Source organism: Pseudomonas sp. AD21, from assembly GCF_002878485.1.
Taxonomy (GTDB): domain Bacteria; phylum Pseudomonadota; class Gammaproteobacteria; order Pseudomonadales; family Pseudomonadaceae; genus Aquipseudomonas.
Map to the genome: position 1 here is coordinate 112,538 of NZ_NQYG01000009.1, position 19,967 is coordinate 132,504.

At 60.6% G+C, this 19,967-nt stretch carries 15 protein-coding genes; 5 read left to right on the forward strand and 10 right to left on the reverse strand.

The features are described 5' to 3' along the window. Positions 1-238 precede the first annotated feature (238 nt). The 10 genes from PseAD21_RS08325 to PseAD21_RS08370 form a co-directional block, all read right to left on the reverse strand. Positions 239-2,245: a calcium-binding protein gene (locus PseAD21_RS08325; RefSeq protein WP_102355277.1), complete on the reverse strand. Its 2,007-nt coding sequence runs from the start codon at positions 2,243-2,245 to the stop codon at positions 239-241. Between the two features lie 235 nt (positions 2,246-2,480). Continuing rightward, the gene (locus PseAD21_RS08330; protein WP_102355278.1) at positions 2,481-6,074 is read right to left on the reverse strand and encodes a glycosyltransferase; all 3,594 of its coding nucleotides are present in this window, start codon (positions 6,072-6,074) and stop codon (positions 2,481-2,483) included. A gap of 109 nt (positions 6,075-6,183) precedes the next feature. Beyond that, positions 6,184-7,755, reverse strand: a complete 1,572-nt coding sequence (locus PseAD21_RS08335) for a flagellar hook-associated protein 3 (RefSeq protein WP_102355279.1) — start codon at positions 7,753-7,755, stop codon at positions 6,184-6,186. 13 nt (positions 7,756-7,768) lie between these two features. Then, positions 7,769-9,814 carry a flagellar hook-associated protein FlgK gene (flgK, locus tag PseAD21_RS08340; RefSeq protein WP_102355280.1) on the reverse strand — a complete coding sequence of 682 codons (2,046 nt, stop codon included), beginning with the start codon at positions 9,812-9,814 and terminating at the stop codon, positions 7,769-7,771. Positions 9,815-9,835: 21 nt separating this feature from the next. Further along, positions 9,836-11,113 (reverse strand): flagellar assembly peptidoglycan hydrolase FlgJ, encoded by a 1,278-nt coding sequence (gene flgJ / locus PseAD21_RS08345; RefSeq protein WP_102355281.1) that lies wholly within the window; start codon positions 11,111-11,113, stop codon positions 9,836-9,838. Positions 11,114-11,124: 11 nt separating this feature from the next. After that, on the reverse strand, positions 11,125-12,213 hold the full coding sequence (locus PseAD21_RS08350) for a flagellar basal body P-ring protein FlgI (RefSeq protein WP_161794916.1): 1,089 nt from the start codon (positions 12,211-12,213) through the stop codon (positions 11,125-11,127). A 27-nt stretch (positions 12,214-12,240) separates the two neighbouring features. Then, entirely contained in the window at positions 12,241-12,936 is a 696-nt protein-coding gene (gene flgH / locus PseAD21_RS08355) for a flagellar basal body L-ring protein FlgH (RefSeq protein ID WP_007965503.1), read from the reverse strand. Positions 12,937-12,988: 52 nt separating this feature from the next. Then, complete coding sequence (gene flgG, locus PseAD21_RS08360; protein ID WP_003222804.1) at positions 12,989-13,774, reverse strand: flagellar basal-body rod protein FlgG; 786 nt, start codon at positions 13,772-13,774, stop codon at positions 12,989-12,991. Between the two features lie 45 nt (positions 13,775-13,819). Continuing rightward, a complete protein-coding gene (locus tag PseAD21_RS08365) occupies positions 13,820-14,560 on the reverse strand; it encodes a flagellar basal body rod protein FlgF (RefSeq protein ID WP_102355282.1) in 741 nt (246 codons plus the stop codon). Positions 14,561-14,870: 310 nt separating this feature from the next. Next, positions 14,871-16,433, reverse strand: a complete 1,563-nt coding sequence (locus PseAD21_RS08370) for a sigma-54-dependent transcriptional regulator (protein WP_102355283.1) — start codon at positions 16,431-16,433, stop codon at positions 14,871-14,873. 384 nt (positions 16,434-16,817) lie between these two features. On the opposite strand from PseAD21_RS08370, the gene phhA reads away from it, so the two are divergent. The 5 genes from phhA (at position 16,818) to PseAD21_RS08390 (ending at position 19,930) form a co-directional block, all read left to right on the forward strand. Next, positions 16,818-17,609, forward strand: a complete 792-nt coding sequence (gene phhA, locus PseAD21_RS08375) for a phenylalanine 4-monooxygenase (protein WP_047292472.1) — start codon at positions 16,818-16,820, stop codon at positions 17,607-17,609. 118 nt (positions 17,610-17,727) lie between these two features. Continuing rightward, positions 17,728-18,084, forward strand: coding sequence for a 4a-hydroxytetrahydrobiopterin dehydratase (locus tag PseAD21_RS08380; RefSeq protein WP_003222798.1), 357 nt, complete (start codon positions 17,728-17,730; stop codon positions 18,082-18,084). Beyond that, positions 18,084-19,277 carry an amino acid aminotransferase gene (locus PseAD21_RS08385; RefSeq protein WP_102355284.1) on the forward strand — a complete coding sequence of 398 codons (1,194 nt, stop codon included), beginning with the start codon at positions 18,084-18,086 and terminating at the stop codon, positions 19,275-19,277. Before PseAD21_RS08380 ends, PseAD21_RS08385 begins: the two co-directional genes overlap by 1 nt. Before the next feature lie 269 nt (positions 19,278-19,546). Then, entirely contained in the window at positions 19,547-19,678 is a 132-nt protein-coding gene (locus PseAD21_RS29980) for a hypothetical protein (protein WP_256588107.1), read from the forward strand. A 69-nt stretch (positions 19,679-19,747) separates the two neighbouring features. Then, positions 19,748-19,930: a hypothetical protein gene (locus PseAD21_RS08390; protein WP_003222790.1), complete on the forward strand. Its 183-nt coding sequence runs from the start codon at positions 19,748-19,750 to the stop codon at positions 19,928-19,930. The last annotated feature ends 37 nt before the right edge of the window (positions 19,931-19,967 follow it).

The following is a 19,967-nucleotide window of genomic DNA, read 5'->3' on the forward strand; positions in this document are numbered from 1 at the left end:
GTCACCGGGCTGCGCATGGCTTTCTTGAGCGATGCGGGCCGTCTGGCTAACCCTTTTGCCGCCTGCGGCGCCGCTGCGATGACCGCGAGCGCTCGTTTTATGGCGATTTAAGGGGGACTTGCAGGAAACGCGCCAGCTCCGCGAGCACTGCATCAGCTGCGCCGCGAGGCATGAAAAAAGGGATGAATCCAGCAGCGGATTCATCCCTTTCATTGCGTTGCATCAACAGTTTGAGCGATTAGCCAAACATGGCGAACCCATCGACAGTCGCAGGCAGGTCGTAGACCTGGCCATCGGCAGTCTGCAGGTGCTCGATGTTGTTGAACCCGGCATACCATCCCGCCAGTTTCACGCCGCTGTCAGGGACGCCGGTGCTGCCGTCGTTGGCGCTGTGCAGGTAGGCGTCGTCGCCGATGCGGGTGACGTTCATCTGACTGATATTGGCAAGGGTGTTCAGGATCAGGGTGTCGTTGAGATCCCAGCCCTCGTCCTGAATCGACACCAGGCCGCTGGCGTTCACGATATAGGTGTCATCCCCCATCCCCCCCAGTGCGACGCCGCCAGTGCCCGACTGCCCGGAGACGTTGAGATTCAGCACATCGTTGCCGCTGCCGCCGGACAACAGATAGTGATTACCGGTGCCGGTCAGCACGTCATTACCATCGTCTCCAAAGGCGCTGCCGCTGTTGACCCTGAGGGTGTCATTGCCTTGTCCACCGTAGGCCTCGGTGCCGAAGTCATGCGCAGCACTGACGATGACGTCATCGCCGTCGCCGCCGAACAATTTGTCAGCCTGTGCGGTATCGCCGTCGAGACCGGATTTCAGTCCGCCATAGAGGTGATCGTTGCCATCATTGCCATTGATGACATCGTCGCCGTTACCACCCTCCAGACTCGTGTCGTCCCGGCTGGCATCCAGCACATCGTTGAAACGGCTGCCACGCAAACCTTCGATGTCGTAATACATGTCACCTTCGGCCGTGCCGTTCTGGCCGATCTTCCACAACCCCGCTACCACGCCAGTATCGCTGTCGTCATAGCTGACAATGTCCGTCCCCTCGCCGCCGACGAAAACATCACGTCCGGCGCCACCGAAGAACAGATCATTGCCACTGCCGCCGAAGATGTGGTTGTCGGACTCGTTGCCATAACCGGTGAAATCAGCGGTACCGGTGTAAGTCATCTTCTCGATGAACGGATCCATCTTCATCACCGACAGGCTGGTGTACAGCTCGTCGTACCCCGGGCTCCCCCACTCCTCGACGATTGTCACACCCACGCTGTTGACCGTGTAGACATCGCTGCCCCAACCACCTTCGAAGGTCACGCCAGTGCTATTGGCGGTGAAGTGATCGTCCAGGTTCGTCCCGACAACCTTCTCCACATTGATCAAGGTATCGCCCTCGGCGTAACCGCCGGAACCGAAGCCCTTGCCATCACGAAACTCGATGCTGACCGCATCGTTCGAACGGCTGTAATCGACGGCGTCAAAACCCTCGGCACCGTCCACCACCATCGCGCTTTCGCCAGCGAAGATCACGTCGTTGAAGTTCGAACCCTGCACGGCCTCGATGCTCGAGTAGGTATCGCCGAATGCAATACCGGTGGCGCCCCACGTGCTTGAGAGCTCGATGCTTACGCCTTCAAGGCTGTCGGTATAGCTGACAGTGTCGAAGCCCTCACCCCCCATGAACTGATCGCCGCCGTCGCCGCCCCACAGCACGTCATTGCCTGCACCGGCGACAATCACGTTCGCCTCCGCATTGCCGTAGCCCTTGAAGTCGCCGGTGCCGGTGAAGATCATTTTGTCCAGGAACGGATCCATCCTCTGGGTGTTGACGCTGGTGCGCAGCTCGTCGTAACCGCCGCGCTCCTCTTCGACGATGGTCACACCTTCGCTACCGACGATGTACACGTCATCGCCGTTATCACCTTCCAGCGTGATACCGCTGACCGAACTGACCAAGGTGTCATTGTCAAAGCTGCCGATGACTTTTTCGATGCCGACCTGGGTATCGACGGAGCCGTCCGCCTTGGTGACATTGGCCAACCCCTCACGGAAATCGACACTGACACCCTTGGACATCATCTGATAACTCACCGAATCGAATCCTTCTCCGCCATTCAGCAAATCGGACCCCGTGGTCCCCCAGATCCGATCATCCGACTCCAGTCCGTAGAGTTCGTCATTGCCCTCGGTGCCCACCAGGTTATCCGCTTCACTCGTTCCATTCACTACTGCCATCTGCTTCTTCCTTGCGTTGTTGTCGAATCCGGAAATCGGTCACCTCAGACACTGGCCGGACAGATCTTCACTGACCGTGCCAATTGAGCGCATGGAAAGGTATCGACAGAAAAATCCCAATGCTTGAACCCACCGCCAAAAAAGTATCCGGCCTGATACAAAAACCTTTTTGCCACGCAAAAAAAACAGGCGACTCGAAAGTCGCCTGTTTCTCATAGGGCCGTACGCAAATCGATCAATCCGCCAGCCAGCCGTTCTCCCAGTAACGCAAGTTATCGCCACGCAACACGTAGTCGCGCAGCACCACCTCACGCAGTTCGTCCCCCATGCGGTAGCTGGCGTCCGGATCGGCCAGGTGCATGCGGATCGCCTGCAGCCACTCATCGGTAGTGTTGGTCTTGACCCGGGTACACGGCAGATAACCGCGATAGGCTTCGGTGTCGGTGCAGACAACCGGGTAGCCGCAAGCGCCGTACTCCAACAGCCGCAGGTTACTCTTGCAGTCGTTGAAGATGTGGAACTCCAGCGGTGCCAGCGCGAGGTCGAGGTTCAGGCTCGCCAGTTTCGCCGGATATACCTCCAACGGAATCACGCCGTGGAACTCATGCATGTAGGGACGCAGGTCATCCGGGCACATGCCGAAGAACACCCAGTCGACTTCATTGGCCAGCTCACGCACGACATCGGCAATCACCGCCAGGTCACCGTGGTGGCTGGTGCCACCGCCCCAGCCGACCCGCGGTTTTTTCGAGGTGCGGCGCTGGCCGCGCAGGCCGGTCCACAAGTTGCGGGCGAGCATATTAGGGACGACGCGAATGTCGTGATGCATGCCCGACAAAGCGTTGGCCAGTGGCTGGGTCGATACCACCACCCGATCACACAGACCGATCGCGCGGCGCACCATCCGCTCCATTTCCTGCTTGTTGGGCATGTTGCGGATATGTGCATTGCGGTGCGGAACGTCGACCACATAATCATCCAGTTCATAGATGCGCCGGGCATGGCAGAACTTCTTCAGCGGCGGAATTTCATCGATGGCACCTTGCGAATAACGCCCTTGCAGAACAATCACGTCCGGGGACTGACGCTCGATATCAATGATCGATGGCAGGCCATAGCAAATCCGCCCTTCGGCGCGGTTGGCCGCTTCCAGTTCGATCAGTGGCTGGCTCATGCGGTAATGACCGATGGCCGAAGCATTGATTGGCACGGCCAGCACGTTCGGCAACTGCGCCCGGGAAAATGCACTCCAGCCGGTACGCAAGCCCGGCTCCAGGCTGAAACTCGTCGCGCCAACACCCTGTAACGTCAGATTGACGTTGAACGCCGGGTCACGGGCAATGCGCGGCAACCAGCGTTTGTAGAAAGTTTCCTGCTCCTGGAGCTGCAATTGCTCCTCTTCTACCGTCGCCAGAGCTCCGGGGCGTGCGCCCAGCGCCAACAAGGCATAAGGAGTCCACACGACCAGGTAACCTTCCTGACCGATCCGCAGGCACAGATCCACGACATTCAGCGTCTGTTTCAGCGCTTGCTCATCAAGCCCGGCGACAGACTCATAAACCACCTTTCGCACCATCAGACAGTCGCCACCCACGGCACTCAGGTCATGGGCCGCCTGCAGCCGGAACATGTAGCCATCCGATTGCAGTGACTGACCATAGAACGGCAAACCCACCGCGCCCTGCAAGCCAAGAATCAGACCGGCGTGCAACACACATCCATCGGGATTGAACAGCTTGGCACCGACCACGCCGACTTCCGGACGCTGCGCATGGTTGAGCAGTTCGTCGAGCCAGTCAGCCTGGGTGATTACCGCAAACGAATTGAGCAGCAGCACATATTCGCCACACGCCTGACCTACCGCAAAGTTATGCAGCGCCGCCGCGTTGCCCTGCTGCGGATAGCTCAGGACACGAATCCGCTCGCCGGCCAAGTGCGCCATGCCATCAAGCCATGCCCGCGCTTCAGCGCTTTCACTGCCGTTGTCGACCAGCAACAGCTCGTATTCGGAGTAAGCGGTCTTTTCCAGCAGCGTTTCGACGCAGCGCTGCAGGGCAGCCGTCTGGTCCTTGGTCACAATAATGATCGACACCAGGGGACGCCGGGCGTGCTGATAGTCAATGCGGTTGAGCAGTGCGGAACTGCCGCGGCGAATGCCATGGGCCACCCCCAGACGCTTGAGGTGAGCCTCGAGTAGCCGCGGGTTCTGTTCGATGACCGCTGGGGCGGCGAGCCAGGCGGACAGATCGAATGGCGATTGCAGCAGCACTTCGGCGACATGCCCGACCACCTGCGTACCGTCGCTTTCGACCATGCGCCACAGCATGTCATGCGGGGCCAGTTCGGCGAACGTCGCCTCGAACCCGCCCAGCGCCAGAAAGCGTTCGCGCTTGAACGCCAGCGCTCGTCCGACATAGGGATAGCTGCGCATCAGGTCGAGGTTGAAATCCGGTTTGAATGCTGGCTCTACCGATTCGCCGTTGCGCAGACTGCCTTCATCGCTGTACAGACACGTCAGCGCCGGGCGATGGGCGATGCGCTCGGCCATGATCAATAACGCCGGCACCACAAGACGATCGCCAGCCTGCAACAGGTAGAACCAGTCAGCCCCTTCCAGTTGCGGCAACAACGCGTTGAGCTGCTCCAGCCCGTCGTCCTGCAACGGCATGCGGAACACCCGTCCGTCGAGCTCCGCCTCGGAACAGGCAGCCGACAACACGAGGATCAGTTCCGGCAGATAATCCTGTGCGGCAAGCGCCTCCAGCGTGCGCTCGACGCCGTCGCGACTGCCATCGCGATCGATGACGATCGGGACGATGCGCGGCTGATGCGACCAGGCGGCCAGGGTCTCCGGAAGCAACTTGCGCTGTCCCTCGGTGAGCACTCGGCACTCCAGCCATTGCGCATAGAGATCGGCAAAACTCCAGCTGTCGATACCGACACACCACTCCTGGCGACTCTGCTTGGTACCGAGCGTGCGGCTCAGAGGCAGCTCCTCCCAGACTCGCGGCATTTCGTCCGCCTTGCTCAGCGGGATGTAGCGGACCCAGCCCGGCGCAGGCGCAGATTCGCCGCTGCGCGCATTGAGCATTTGCAGAATCCACTCGCGCTCGACTTCAACCGCATCTTTCATCGATTGTTGGGCGCTCAGGCGCTCCGGGTAAAGTCGCTCGGCACTGAGCACATTGTTGGACACCGCCACATTGCCGCGTCGCATCAGGCAGACAAACAGCGCGAAATCCAGGCTCGCGACAAAACAGTGGCCTTCCTGGGTCAACGCCGGCAGCAACTCGACAAGATCTTCACGACGGAACAGCGCATTGGTGAAGCCACCCAGCACATTCACTGGAAACTTTTCAAAGATGCCCAGCAGGTCGTCGCCCTTGAAAAGGCCACTGACCGGAGACAGCGAAGTGTTTTCCAGACGCGCCGGAAGAATGATGTCGTCGGCGTCCCAGAACAGACGTTGAGCCAGCACCAGGCGGACTTCCTCGCGCGCCATTTCCTGCGCTTGCTGTTCGATACAGGCGGCGTAGAGATGGTCGTCGTCGCACACAAACTTGATGAGTTGGCCCTGCGCCTGTTCCAGGCAGGCCTTGAGATTGCCGACCATGCCCAAGGTCCGCGGATTACGCACGTAACGCACGGCAACGCCTGTCTGCCCGGTCACAGACACTACGATGTCTTCGATCTCGCTGCCGCGACTGTCATCGCACACAATGATTTCGAGTTGGCCATACGTCTGGCTCACCGCACTGTTCAAGGTCCGCTCGAAGAAGCGCGGATTGAAGGCGGGAATGAGCAGACTGACGAGAGGAAGTGGATTCACGGCGGGCTCACAGGCGGTACGAGCCCGCTCGGTAAAGCGAGCCCATGAAACCGCGAAAAAACATTAACTGAGTGACGAGACAAACGAGCGCCTGCGCGCCCGTCCAACGTCAGATCTTGTTGAACAGACCCAATTGACTGATCTTGCTGAAGGCCAGTTGCGAGGCTTGCAGCATGGTCTGCTGCAAAGTCAGGCGGGTCATCACCTCGGCCGGATCCGAATCACGGATCGAACCCTGGGTCGTGGTGTTGGCCTGGATCAGGCTCTGGTTGGTGGTGTTCTGGTCATCCAGCGACTGACCCCGCGCACCGATCGAGGTCACCGCAGCGCCAATCTGGTTGGACGCGCTGTCGATGTTGCCCAACGCCGACTCCATGGCTCCCTGGAATTTTTGCTTGACCACCGGATCACCATCGACCGGCAGGTTCAGCGCCGTGACCATCTGGCTCAGGGTGTCGAGCACGTTCTGGGTCTGGTGGTTGTTGGACTGGATCGAGAACTGATCGCCCGCGCCCGGCGTACCGCCAATGGCGAAGGTCACACCGGCGGCCGTGGCGTTGGTGCCGACCATGGTGCCCGACGATACTGGCTTGCTGTCAGCGGTCACGGGCGCCGCGTACAGATCGAAATCGGTGGCGCTGGTGAACTTCAACACCGCGCCACCACCCGACGGGAAGGCCGCGCTGTAGGCTGCCTGGTTGGTCATGCTGGAGCCGGTGATGACGGCGGTCGACGGGTTGCCCGGGCTGCGCGCCGTGGTGAATGAGTCTGGCGTGGCCGACAGCTGGAAGCTGTGACCGGCGATGACCGCGTCCGGGTTGGTGTCGCCGGCCTTGAGGTTGATGTTCAACTTCATATCGACGCCACGGAAGCTGACGGTCTGGTTGGCACCGTTGCTGTTGCTGATCAAGCCGTTCTGGCTGGCCTCGGACGTCACGTCGTTGCCCAGGGCATCAGTGATTTTCAACTGAGTGCTGCTGAGAAAGCTGACCGTGTACGGCTGGCCGCCGGTGAACTTGGCGTTGTAGGTCGCCGCGGTGCCGACCGTACCGTTGGACAGCACCACACGACCGTCATCCACCGCCGGAGCGGTCATGGTGGTCTGGGTGCGGCTGGTGTTGATGGTCTGCTGGAAGGCGTCCCAACCGGTGGTATTGGTCGCGACCGACATGCCGTCGCCAATGCCCAGGTTGATCTGGGTCTGGTCACCGTTGTAGGTGTAGGTGCCGTCGACATTTTGCGAGTACGGCGCGGTATCGGTCTTGGAACCGGAGAACAGATAGTTGCCGTTGGCATCCTTGGAGTTCATCAGGCCCAGCACTTGCTGCTGGATCTGGCCCAGCTCCGCCGCGTAAGCCTTGCGGTTATCGTCAGTGGCGATGCCATTGTTGGCCGCCAGGCCGATTTCCTTGGCGCGCTGCAAAGCCGTGGTAATGGAGTTCAACGTAGACTCCTGCACGGTCAGGGCGCTCTTGGTGGTATCGATGTTGCCCTGATACTGATCGAGCATCGCACTTTGCTGACCCAGCTTGAGCAGACGGCCAGCGCCAACCGGATCGTCGGCGGCGGTATTGATGCGCTGCAGGCTGCTCGCTTCGTTGGCGGTCGCGACAGTCTTGCTGTAGTTGCGCTGATATTGAGCAGCTTGCGTCGCGTAATACTGGGCGGTGGAAATGCGCATGAATTACGACTCCTTAAAGACTGTTGATCAGCGTGGCGAATGTTTCCTGCGCAGCTTTGATGATCTGCGAAGACGCTGTGTAGTACTGCTGATACTTGACCAGGTTGCCGGTCTCTTCATCGAGGTTGACCTGGGACAACGAGTCGCGCGCGCCCTTGGCCTGATCCAGGATCACCGAGGTGGCGTCGTTGTCGGACTTGCTCTGCGCGGCCTTGGTACCGACGTTGGTCACCAGTTTGTTGTAAGCGTCAGTCAGACTGATGCCTTTGCTGCCGGTGCCGGTGTCCACGGTCTGTTTGGTCTGCAGGCCAACCAGCGCCTGTGCGTTGCGGTTGTCCGAAGAGGCCGCGCCGGTCAGGTTGATCGTGAAGGTTTCGCCGGACTTCGGCGTCGCGCCCACGGTGGTCTGCACGGTGAAAGTCTTCTGCACGTTCGGCGTGACAGTGGTGTCCATCACCGGAGCATCGGTGGAATCAACCATGCCGACCTTGAGGTTCAAGGTGTTGGCCTGCCCCGGCACGATGGTGCCCGAACCGATGGTGTTGCCCTTGGCGTCGACCATGTTGTACGACTGGCTGCCGCTGGCGACCGCACCGAACACCAGTTTGACCGGCGTCGAATACTTGAGCGCATTCTGCAGCTCGGCCTGGGACGCCGGGTTATAGATGTCGACGGTATCGGTCAGCGTCGGCTGGGTGTAAGTGCCGGAATTGTTGGCACTGGCCACGCCAGTCAACGGTGCTGCCGCCGCGACTTTCTTCGGATCGGTCAGTACGGTCTGAATCGAGGTTGCCGCGTTACGGGTCGGGGTCACCTTGAAGGTATCGCCAGCGCTGAGGGCGCCACCGTTGAGGGCCAGGGTGAAGCCGTCGATCACAGGCGGTGGAGTGGTCGTGGTGCTGAACGCCCCCATGTCGGTGCCATCGGAACGCTTGACCGAATAGTTGGTGGCACTGGTGAAGGTCACCTGGTAATCGCTGGTGGTCAGCTTGCCGGTGTCCTTGATGGTGACATCGAGGTTGCCCGAACCGGCGCTATTGGTCGACTGCGCAATACTGCGCTGGCTGACCAGCGCGGCACTGTTGATGTTGTTGAAGATTGCCGCGCCGAAGTCACCGTTCTTGTCGATACCCTGGGCTTGCTGGCTGTTGACCTGATCGGCCACCACCAGTGCGACACGCCCCAACTCATTGAGCGAAGGGTCGAGCACTTCCTTGCGGTAGGTCAGCAGGCCACCGATTTCGCCACCGCTCATGGCCGACGTGATGTCGATCACGCTTGAGCCTCGGTCCAACTGAATGGCCATGCGCGTCGGATCGTCCTTGCTCGGCACGGTGCTCAGGGTGTTGGTGGTGTTGCCGATCACCAGCGGCTGGCCGGTACCGATATACACATCAAAACTGCTGCCACGTTCAACGACCTGCGCACCGGTCAGCTCGGAGAGCTGGCGCACCGCTTCGTTACGGCTGTCGAGCAGATCGTTCGGCTGGCCGCCGCTGGTGGAAATCTCGCCGATCTTCTGGTTGAGCGTGGCGATCGAGGTGGCCAGCTTGTTCACTTGGGACGTCATGTCGCCAAGGTTGCCGTTGATCGTCGTGTTCTGATCGTTCAGCTGTTTGGCCAGTGCATTGAAACGGCTGGTCAGGGCCTGCGCACCGGTCAACACCGACTGACGGGAGGTGTCGTCGGTCGCCGACGTCGCCACACCTTGCATCGAGGTGAAGAACTTCTGCAGCACACCGGTCAGGCCGGTGTTGGAATCGGACAGCGAGGCATCCAGCGCGGTCGCCTGGGTACCGTACGCAGCCGCTTCGCTATTGAGCGAGGTGGCGGTGTGCAGCTGGGTTTCGAGGTAGGAGTTGTAGACCCGGCGCACGTCGGCCAGGGTCGTCCCCGTACCGATGAAGACGTTGCCGAATTGCTGCGAGGACTTGGTGCCCTGCACGGTTTGCTGGCGTGAATAACCGGCGGTGTCGACGTTGGCAATGTTGTTACCTGTCGTCGCCAGAGAGGAAGAGCTCGCGGCCAACCCCGACATCCCGATATTGAGCAAACTCATGATTCAAACCTTACCGTATGTTTATAGAGGCGTCGTTGAAACGCCGGCCGCAGCGTAGTTTTCGAAACTGTTCATCTGCTTGGCAATCTGCGAAATCTTCGTCGCGTAGTGCGGGTCGGTTGCGTAACCGGCCTTTTGCAACTCGCGTACAAACTGTTCTGGGTTATCGGCCGACTTCACAACATCTTGATAGCGATTGTTGGTCTGCAGCAAAGTCACCAGATCGTGGAAACTGTCTTTGTACGAGGCGTAGGAACGGAACTGCGCCGTCTCCTTGACCATCTGCCCATTGCGGAATTCGCTGGTGATCGCCCGCGCCGAATCGCCGGTCCAGTTGCTGCTGGCCTTGATGCCGAACAGGTTGTGGCTGCTGCTGCCGTCCTGGGCGCGCATGACCGATTTGCCCCAGCCGGTTTCCAGCGCGGCTTGCGCCACCAGATAACGCGGATCGACGCCAATTCTGGCGGCGGCCTCTTTGGCCATCGGCAGCATGGTGTTGACGAATTCGTCGGCGGAGCTGAAGGCGCGCTTGGCCGGAGCCAGCGGAATCTGCGCCATCGCCCGGCCGTAAATCTGCATCTGCCCGCCGGACGCTTTGGCGCCTTCGGCACGGGTCAGCCAGTCGCCGTTGTACAGCGGGCCGGCGCCGGTGGCGGTCGCGGTGCGTTGCGGCAAGGCATTGGCGGCAGTCGGTGTAGCGGAAGGCACCAGACCGGCGAGCAAACGATCGGCCAGTTTCGGCGGCAGTGCCAGACGACGCTTGTTGATCATTTCCATGTCGTTGGCGTGCGCCAACTGAGTGTTCGGCGCATGCAGCGAACGCGATGCCCACAACGGGCGCTCGCCATTGAGCCGCGACAGCGGGCCGGTGCCCGTGGTGCCAGCAGCAATCGGCGTCTGCACCGCAGCGGCTTTCGCGGCTTCCTGCTTGGCGGCGGACGCGGCCGCAGCCTCACCCGGCGCTAGCGGTTTGTTCCTCGACATCTGCTTCATCAGCACGTCGGCGAGGCCAATACCACCACCCTCGCGGGACAGCGACACCGCCAGTTGCTGGTCGTACATTTCCTGATACTGCTTGGCGGCCGGGGTGTTCATCGGGTTGTCTTTACCCAACGCCTCGGTGGCCGAACGCATCGACTTGAGCATTTCGCCAAGGAACAGCGATTCGAATTCCTGCGCCACCTTGCGCATGTTCGCATCGCTGTTCTTGTCGCCGACCTTGAGCTGGTTCAGACGATTGAGGTCGGAGTAGGAACCCGAATCGCCGGTGCCCACCAGACTGCCTTTGCGCATATCCATGGTCGCCGTCCTCAGATCACGATCAGGTCGGCTTGCAACGCGCCGGCCTGCTTCAGTGCTTCGAGAATCGCCATCAGGTCACCCGGTGCCGCGCCGACCTGGTTCACCGCCCGTACGATTTCGTCGAGAGTGGTACCCGGGCCGAACTTGAACATCGGTTTGGCTTCCTGCTGAGCATTGACCCGCGAACGCGGCACAACAGCGGTCTGCCCGTTGGACAGCGGACCCGGCTGACTGACGATCGGGTCTTCGGTGATGGTCACGGTCAGGCTGCCGTGGGTCACGGCGGCCGGCGAGACTTTCACGTTCTGGCCGATGACGATGGTGCCAGTGCGCGAGTTGATGATGACTTTCGCCACCGCCTGCCCCGGGTCAACTTCGAGGTTTTCCAGGATCGACAGATAGTCGACACGCTGGCTCGGATCGAGCGGCGCCGTCACACGGATCGAACCGCCGTCGATAGCTTGCGCCACGCCAGGGCCGAGCATGTCATTGATCTTGTCGACGATGCGCTTGGCCGTGGTGAAGTCGGAACGGTTGAGGTTCAGCGTCAGGCTGTTGCCCTGGTTGAAACCGCTCGGCACCGAACGCTCCACCGAAGCACCACCGGGGATCCGACCGGCCGAGGGAACGTTGACGGTGATCTTCGAACCGTCGCGCCCTTCGGCATCGAAACCACCCACCACCAGGTTGCCCTGGGCGATGGCGTAGACGTTGCCGTCGATCCCCTTGAGCGGGGTCAGCAACAGGGTGCCGCCGCGCAGGCTCTTGGAGTTACCGATCGAAGACACGGTGATGTCGACCTGCTGACCCGGTTTGGCGAACGCTGGCAGATCGGCACTGACCGACACCGCCGCGACGTTTTTCAACTGCACGTTGCCCGATCCAGGCGGCACCTTGATGCCGAACTGCGAGAGCATGTTGTTGAAGGTCTGCAGGGTGAACGGGGTTTGCGTCGTCTGGTCGCCGGTGCCGTTAAGCCCGACCACCAGGCCGTAACCGATCAACTGGTTGGAGCGCACGCCGGAAATACTGGCGATATCTTTCAGCCGCTCGGCGTGGGCACCAAAGGCTGCGGACAACAGGGCCGCAGCCAGCATGAGGCTCTTGAAATTCAAAGTCGCCACCTAGAAAGGGAACAGCGGGCTGAGGAAGAAACGGTCGAACCAGCCTGGCTGACTCGCATCGGCAAACGAACCGGTGCCCGAGTAGGTGATGCGCGCATCGGCGACACGGGTCGACGACACAGTGTTGTCGGTCGCGATGTCATCGGCGCGCACCAGACCGGCTATCCGCACCAGTTCGTCGCCGGTGTTGAGGGTCATCCACTTCTCGCCGCGCACAGCGATGATGCCGTTGGGCAGCACGTCGGCCACCGTCACGGTGATCGAACCGGTCAGGGTGTTGCCCTGCGCAGCCTTGCTGTCGCCCTTGGTCGCGCGGTCGCCGCTGTAGCCAACGTCCAGGCTCAGGTCGTTACCGCCCAACGGGTTGTTGGTGGTACCGCTGCCGCCGAACAGCGAGGTCAGGCCGATGCCGGTCTTGCTGTTCTTGGCCACTTGCGAGTTGGCGTTCTTGCTCGCCTGGGTCTTCTCGTTCAGGGTGATGGTGATGATGTCACCGACCCGGAACGCCTTGCGGTCGCTGTACAGGTTCTGCTCGAAGCCGGCCTGATAGATCGAGCCGTTATTGGCCGCAGCCGGTAATGGCGTGCGCGGCAACACCGGGGCGTAGTAAGGGTCATTGGGCTTGGGCGTCGGTGCGACGCAGCCCGCGAGCGAGACGACCCCACCCAATGCCAGAACAGATACGAAGCGTTTCATGACCCTACCTCACGGTGTTGCTGGCGGCCTCATGGCCGCCCCATAGACTTGATTACAGATTCTGCGTTACGAACGAGAGCATCTGGTCGGCGGTGGAGATCACCTTGGAGTTCATCTCGTAGGCGCGTTGAGTGGTGATCATGTTGACCATCTCTTCAACGGTGCTGACGTTGGAACCTTCCAGGGTGTTCTGCAGCGTGGTACCGAAACCGTTCAGGCCCGGGGTGCCGATTTGCGGCGCGCCCGAAGCAGCGGTCTCCAGGAACAGGTTGTTGCCCACCGCTTGCAGACCGGCCGGGTTGATGAAGTCAGCGGTTTGCAGGTTGCCGATCACCTGAGCGGCAGGGTTGCCTGGCACAGTGATCGACACGGTGCCGTCGGTGCCGACGGTGAAGCTCTGCGCGTTGTTCGGGATGACGATGGCCGGCTCCAGGGCGAAACCGCTGGCGTTGACGATCTGGCCATTGGAGTCGAGATGGAAAGTACCGTCACGGGTATAGGACGTGGTGCCGTCCGGCTGCAGGATCTGGAAGAAACCGCGACCGTCGATGGCCATGTCCAGCGGCTGCTCGGTGGTTTGCAGGCTGCCGGCGGTGAAGTTTTTCTGGGTGCCGACGATGCGCACACCGGTACCCAGTTGCAGACCCGACGGCAGTTCGCTGTCCTGGGTCGACTGGGCACCTGGCTGACGCTTGATCTGATACAGCAGGTCCTGGAACTCGGCACGATCACGTTTGAAACCCGTGGTCGAAACGTTCGCCAGGTTGTTGGAAATGGTGGTCAGGTTGGTGTCCTGGGCGGACAGACCGGTTTTGGCAACCCATAGAGCCGGAAGCATTCGATTCTCCTCGTGCGCCTGTTTTACGGCGCGACGTTCTGATAATTAGCTGATCTGCAAGACCCGAGCCATGGCCTGGTCGTCGTCTTTGGCGGTGTTCATCATCTTGACGTGCAACTCGAACTGCTTGGCCAGGGCCAGCACCGAGGTCATTTCTTCCACGGCGTTGACGTTGCTCGACTCAAGGAAACCCGACACCAGCTTGACGTTGGCATCGGCCGGCGCAGGCTGGCCGTCCTTGGTGTAGATCGAACCGTCGAGGCCCTTGTTCATGTTCTTGATGTCCGGGTTGACCAGTTTGATCCGGTCGACTTCCGCCATGACGCGCGGGCCTTCACCCATCGCACGAATACTGATGGTGCCGTCTTCACCGACTTCGACCTGCTGCTCTGGCGGCACGGCAATCGGCCCGCCGTTGCCCATCACGGCCATGCCGTTGCCGGCACGCAGTACGCCGAGGGCGTCGATGTTGAGGCTGCCGGTGCGCACGTAGCTTTCACCGCCATTAGGGTTTTGCACGGCAATAAAACCGTTGCCGGTCACCGCGACGTCGAGGTCACGGCCGGTCTGCACCAGCGAGCCAGGCGAGAAGTCAGTGGCAGGCCGTTCGCTCATGGCAAACGCACGCGCCGGAAAGCTGTCACCGAACACCGGCATCGAACGCGCCTGCTCCAGGTCGCGTTGAAAACCATTGGTGGAGATGTTCGCCAGGTTGTTGGCATGCGCCTTTTGCGCCAGTGCGTTCTGACTGGCGCCGGTCATTGCCACATAAAGGTACTTGTCCACACTCTTTCCTCTGCATGCCGGACGTTTGCCGCCCACCGCTGTACTGCTGAGCCATAAGCAATTTGCAGACCAACTTTTTTCTGGCGGCTTGCGGCCCGGTAAACAAAGGACTTGAGGGCAAGCGAGGGGAAATTTGAAATGTATCGAAGTCGAAAAACCGGCGGTGTTATGCCGCTTCGCGGCAATCCCGGCTAATGATCGTTCCCACGCTCTGCGTGGGAATGCCTCAATGGACGCTCTGCGTCCGCTTTGGGACGCGGAGCGCCCCGGGCTGCATTCCCACGCAGAGCGTGGGAACGATCACGCATTGTTACTCGGCAGGGTCTTTGCCGACTTCATACTCGCGCAGCTTGTTGGCAATCGTGGTATGCGAAACCCCCAACCGCTTGCCCAATTGCCGACTACTCGGATGCTCGGAATACAGCCGCTCCAGCACGGCTTTCTCAAAGCGCCCGACAATTTCATCCAGCCCACCTTCCAGCGAGAAATCGCCAAGCGGCTGACGCACGCCGTAATCCGGCAAGCGAATATGCTCGGCCTTGACCGTGCCGCCGTCGCACAGGGAAACCGCCTGAAACAGCACGTTCTCCAACTGCCGCACGTTGCCCGGCCAGTGATAGTGGCTGAGGCGATCCATCGCCGCCGGCGCCAGTTTTGGCAGTGAGCAGCCAATCTGCCGACTGGCCTGATCGAGAAAGTGCTCGACCAGCGGCGTCAATCCATCGAGGCATTCGCGCAGCGGCGGAATGTGCAACGAAAGCACATTTAAACGGTGATACAGGTCCTGGCGAAACTCACCGCGCGCGCACAGTTCGGACAAGTCGACCTGGGTCGCGCAGATCACCCGCACATCCAGATAAACCTCTTCATCACTGCCGACCCGGCGGAAGCAGCCATCCTGCAAAAAGCGCAGCAGCTTCACTTGAAGGCGCGGGCTCATCTCGCCGACACCGTCAAGAAACAGCGTGCCGCCCGCGGTCAATTCCAGCAGTCCTAGTTTGCCCTCGGCGCGTGCACCTTCGAAGGCTCCCGGGCCATAGCCGAACAACTCGGTCTCGGCCATCGACTCCGGCAGCCCCGCGCAGTTGAGCGCCATCAACGGCGACTGCCCGCGCGGGCTGGCGAGGTGGCAGGCACGCGCCAGCAATTCTTTGCCGGTGCCGGTTTCGCCTTCTATCAATAGCGGTGCATCCAGCGGCGCCATGCGTCGTGCTTCGCGCACCACCGCCGCCATGACTTTGGAACTCTGGAAGATGCTGTCGAAACCACGCAGCTCCTGCTTGCGCACGTTATAGATGCGTTCGCCGACGCGGTCGGCGCGGTGCAAGGTCAGTACCGCACCGGCCATGGCTTCGCTGTCGTCATGCTCCGATTGCAGCGGCGCGATGTCGGCGAGAAAGATGTCGCCCCTGACCTTGACGCGCATGCCGTTGATCCGCGATTTGTTGGCGCGCACCAGTTCCGGCAGGTCGAAATCCTCGGCATACCGTGACAACGGAATCCCCGGCACCTCGTCCACGCGCACCCCGAGCAACTGCGCCGCCGCACGGTTGGCGGCAACGATCGAGCCGCCCATGTCGATCGACAGTACCGGGAACTCCAGTGCGCCGAGCAACGCGTTCAATTCCATGTGCCGGCGCTCGCTGGGCATCAACCCGACGCGCTTGACGCCAAACACCCCGGCAATCGCCTCGAACTTCGGCCGCAGCGCCTGGAACTGAATGTTGATCAGGTTCGGGCAGTGCAGGTAGATCGCGTTGCCGTGCTCGCCACCGACCTCGCCGCGCGCGACGTTGATCCCGTACTCCACCAGCAGGTTGAGGATGTCGCGCAGGATGCCGATGCGGTTCTGGCAGTGGACTTTGATACGCATATGAATGACTCGACAAACCAGCAATAAGGTTGAACACAGACCTGTGGGAGCGAGCCTGCTCGCGAAGGCGGCTGCACACTCAGCATAGATGTGTCAGACAGACCGCATTCGCGAGCAGGCTCGCTCCCACAGGTGTTAGCGCCAGACTTTTCTGTCGAGGCGCGCAGATAATTGTCAAGATTATGTGACAGCCACGGCCCTTTTCAAACCTGCAAATCACCGCAAACGCGAGATACCGGCCAAAGCGTAACGATTTTTTTACGAAATATGGCGATTGTTCCTACAAGGCACGCGTTCAACCTGCTGCATCCCACCCCACTCTCGGGTAATTCTCAGTCCATCGCTGGACATAACAAGAACGAATTCCCCTAGCAGGAGAGCAGTATGAAGCAGACGCAATACGTGGCCCGCGAGCCCGATGCGCAAGGTTTTATCGACTACCCCGCCGAAGAACATGCGGTGTGGAACACGCTGATCACCCGCCAGTTGAAAGTGATCGAGGGTCGCGCGTGCCAGGAATACCTGGACGGTATCGAAAAACTCGGTCTGCCCCACGACCGCATTCCGCAACTGGGCGAGATCAACAAGGTGCTCGGCGAAACCACCGGCTGGCAGGTTGCTCGTGTCCCGGCGCTGATCCCCTTCCAGACCTTCTTCGAATTGCTCGCCAGCAAACAGTTTCCGGTGGCCACGTTCATTCGTACCCGCGAAGAGCTGGACTACCTGCAAGAGCCGGACATTTTCCACGAGATCTTCGGCCACTGCCCGCTGCTGACCAACCCCTGGTTCGCCGAATTCACCCACACCTACGGCAAGCTCGGCCTGCAGGCCACCAAGGAAGAACGCGTGTATCTGGCGCGTCTGTACTGGATGACCATCGAGTTCGGTCTGGTCGACACCCCGCAAGGCCAACGCATCTATGGCGGCGGCATTCTGTCCTCGCCAAAAGAAACCGTTTACTCACTGTCGGACGAACCCGAGCATCAGGCCTTCGATCCGCTGGAAGCCATGCGCACTCCGTACCGCATCGACATCCTGCAGCCGCTGTACTTTGTCCTGCCGAACCTCAAGCGCCTGTTCGACCTGGCCCACGAAGACATCATGGGTATGGTCAAGCAAGGCATGCAGCTGGGGTTGCACGCTCCGAAGTTTCCGCCAAAACCGAAAGCCGCGTGATCCGCGACTTTTGCTGACAATTGAGTCTGTCAGTCGCCGCCACTTTGGTTTAGCGTGACGGCACTGACGGCCCAAACGCTTTAATAAAAAAAACACACTCGATTTCAGGAATCACACCATGTCCACTTTGAACCAAGCCCACTGCGAAGCCTGCCGTGCCGATGCGCCACAAGTCAGCGACGAAGAACTGCCGATCCTGATCAAGCAGATCCCTGACTGGAACATCGAAGTACGCGACAGCATCATGCAGCTGGAGAAAGTCTTCCTGTTCAAGAACTTCAAACACGCGCTGGCCTTCACCAATGCGGTCGGCGAGATCTCCGAGGCCGAAGGTCACCACCCGGGCCTGCTGACCGAGTGGGGCAAAGTCACCGTGACCTGGTGGAGCCACTCGATCAAGGGCCTGCACCGCAACGACTTCATCATGGCCGCGCGCACTGACGAAGTGGCCAAGACCGCAGAAGGACGCAAGTAATGCACTTCGACGCCATCGGCCGGGTACCCGGCGACCCGATCCTCGGTTTGATGGAGGCCTATGCGCAGGACAGCAACCCGCGCAAGTTCGACCTCGGCGTTGGCGTCTACAAGGATGCCCAAGGCCTGACGCCGATCCCCGAAGCGGTGAAAATCGCCGAGGCGCGACTAGTCGAAAGCCAGGACACCAAGACCTACATCGGTGGTCACGGTAATCCGTTGTTCGGCAAGGTCATCAACGAGTTGGTGCTCGGCACCGACTCGAAACTGATCGCCGAACAACGTGCTGGCGCTACCCAGACCCCGGGCGGTACCGGTGCTCTGCGTCTGGCCGCTGACTTCATTGCCCAATGCCTGCCGGGCAAGGGCGTGTGGCTGAGCAACCCGACCTGGCCGATTCACGAAACCATCTTCGCGGCGGCCGGGGTCAAGGTCAGTCACTACCCGTACGTGGGCAGCGACAACCGCCTCGACGTCGATGCGATGCTCGCCGTACTCAACGAAGTACCGAAAGGCGATGTGGTGCTGCTGCATGCGTGCTGCCACAACCCGACCGGTTTCGACCTGAGCCACGACGACTGGCAGCGCGTGCTGGACGTGGTGCGCAGCCGCAATCTGCTGCCGCTGATCGACTTTGCCTACCAAGGCTTTGGCGACGGGCTGGAGCAGGATGCGTGGTCGACCCGACTGTTCGCCGCCGAATTGCCGGAAGTGCTGATCACCAGCTCCTGCTCGAAGAACTTCGGCCTGTATCGCGACCGTACTGGCGCGCTGATCGTCTGCGCAAAAACCGCTGACAAGCTCATCGATATCCGCAGCCAACTGGCCAACATCGCCCGCAACCTGTGGTCGACGCCACCGGATCACGGCGCGGCAGTAGTCGCCACCATCCTCGCCGATCCGGAGCTGAAAAGCCGCTGGGCCGACGAAGTGGAAGCCATGCGCTTGCGTATTGCCCAGTTGCGCAGCGGTCTGGTCGAAGCGCTGGAGCCGCATGGCTTGCGTGAGCGCTTTGCGCACATTGGCGTGCAACGCGGGATGTTTTCCTACACCGGCCTGTCGCCGGAGCAGGTCAAACAACTGCGCGAGCATCACAGCGTGTACATGGTCAGCTCGGGCCGGGCCAACGTCGCCGGCATCGATGCCACGCGCCTCGCATTGCTGGCCGAAGCCATCGCCAGCGTCTGCAAATAATCCCTCCCATTGCTCGTTCCCACGCTCCGCGTGGGAATGCAGCCCGGGACGCTCTGCGTCCCAACAGCGGACGCAGAGCGTCCATTGAGGCGTTCCCACGCAGAGCGTGGGAACGATCAATCACCACAGTTTTGCGCTCCCCTGCGGCCATCTGTCGCATTAATTTCAATTAAAAGTCTGATTGTCATTTTTCCTGCTGTATCCTGCGCAGGCTTTCAAGAAGCGCGGATCTACCAGATCTATCAACAGACTTAGCGAGGAGCGCAACCATGCACGAGATTCCTAATCTCCCCTTCCCAAGCCTGCACGTACCTGAGCAGACGACCACGCAACAAGCCGGCGCGGGGCAACCCGAGCCGAAAGAAGCCGTTGAGAGCCGCAAGGCCGACAGCGAAGAGTAAAACCCGCCGTACAGACCGTGTGGAAAGCGCTAAGATGCGCTTTCCACACTGCCTGAAACCGAGCCCGCCATGACCGACGAATTCTCTGAAAGCCAAGCCGCCGTCCTGATCGGCGCGACCGAGAAAATGATCGAGATCTGGAACCGTCTCTCCCCGGAAAAACAGGCCGCCCTGCTCGCCCGTTTCGGCAGCGAAGAAAACGCCCTCGCCGCCCTCGTCACCACACAACTGGTCGCCCCGGCCAAGCCATGAATCGGCCTTGCGGCAAATAGTTTTACTTTTCCCCGCC

Bases quoted from the DNA above. Each gene is read 5' to 3' on its own strand.
- PseAD21_RS08325 (WP_102355277.1), bottom strand. From the start codon at position 2,245: ATGGCAGTAGTGAATGGAACGAGTGAAGCGGATAACCTGGTGGGCACC.
- PseAD21_RS08335 (WP_102355279.1), bottom strand. From the start codon at position 7,755: ATGCGCATTTCCACCGCCCAGTATTACGCGACGCAAGCTGCTCAATAT.
- flgK (WP_102355280.1), bottom strand. From the start codon at position 9,814: ATGAGTTTGCTCAATATCGGGATGTCGGGGTTGGCCGCGAGCTCTTCC.
- flgJ (WP_102355281.1), bottom strand. From the start codon at position 11,113: ATGGATATGCGCAAAGGCAGTCTGGTGGGCACCGGCGATTCGGGTTCC.
- PseAD21_RS08350 (WP_161794916.1), bottom strand. From the start codon at position 12,213: ATGCTGGCTGCGGCCCTGTTGTCCGCAGCCTTTGGTGCCCACGCCGAG.
- flgH (WP_007965503.1), bottom strand. From the start codon at position 12,936: ATGAAACGCTTCGTATCTGTTCTGGCATTGGGTGGGGTCGTCTCGCTC.
- flgG (WP_003222804.1), bottom strand. From the start codon at position 13,774: ATGCTTCCGGCTCTATGGGTTGCCAAAACCGGTCTGTCCGCCCAGGAC.
- PseAD21_RS08370 (WP_102355283.1), bottom strand. From the start codon at position 16,433: ATGCGTATCAAAGTCCACTGCCAGAACCGCATCGGCATCCTGCGCGAC.
- phhA (WP_047292472.1), top strand. From the start codon at position 16,818: ATGAAGCAGACGCAATACGTGGCCCGCGAGCCCGATGCGCAAGGTTTT.
- PseAD21_RS08380 (WP_003222798.1), top strand. From the start codon at position 17,728: ATGTCCACTTTGAACCAAGCCCACTGCGAAGCCTGCCGTGCCGATGCG.
- PseAD21_RS08385 (WP_102355284.1), top strand. From the start codon at position 18,084: ATGCACTTCGACGCCATCGGCCGGGTACCCGGCGACCCGATCCTCGGT.
- PseAD21_RS29980 (WP_256588107.1), top strand. From the start codon at position 19,547: ATGCACGAGATTCCTAATCTCCCCTTCCCAAGCCTGCACGTACCTGAG.
- PseAD21_RS08390 (WP_003222790.1), top strand. From the start codon at position 19,748: ATGACCGACGAATTCTCTGAAAGCCAAGCCGCCGTCCTGATCGGCGCG.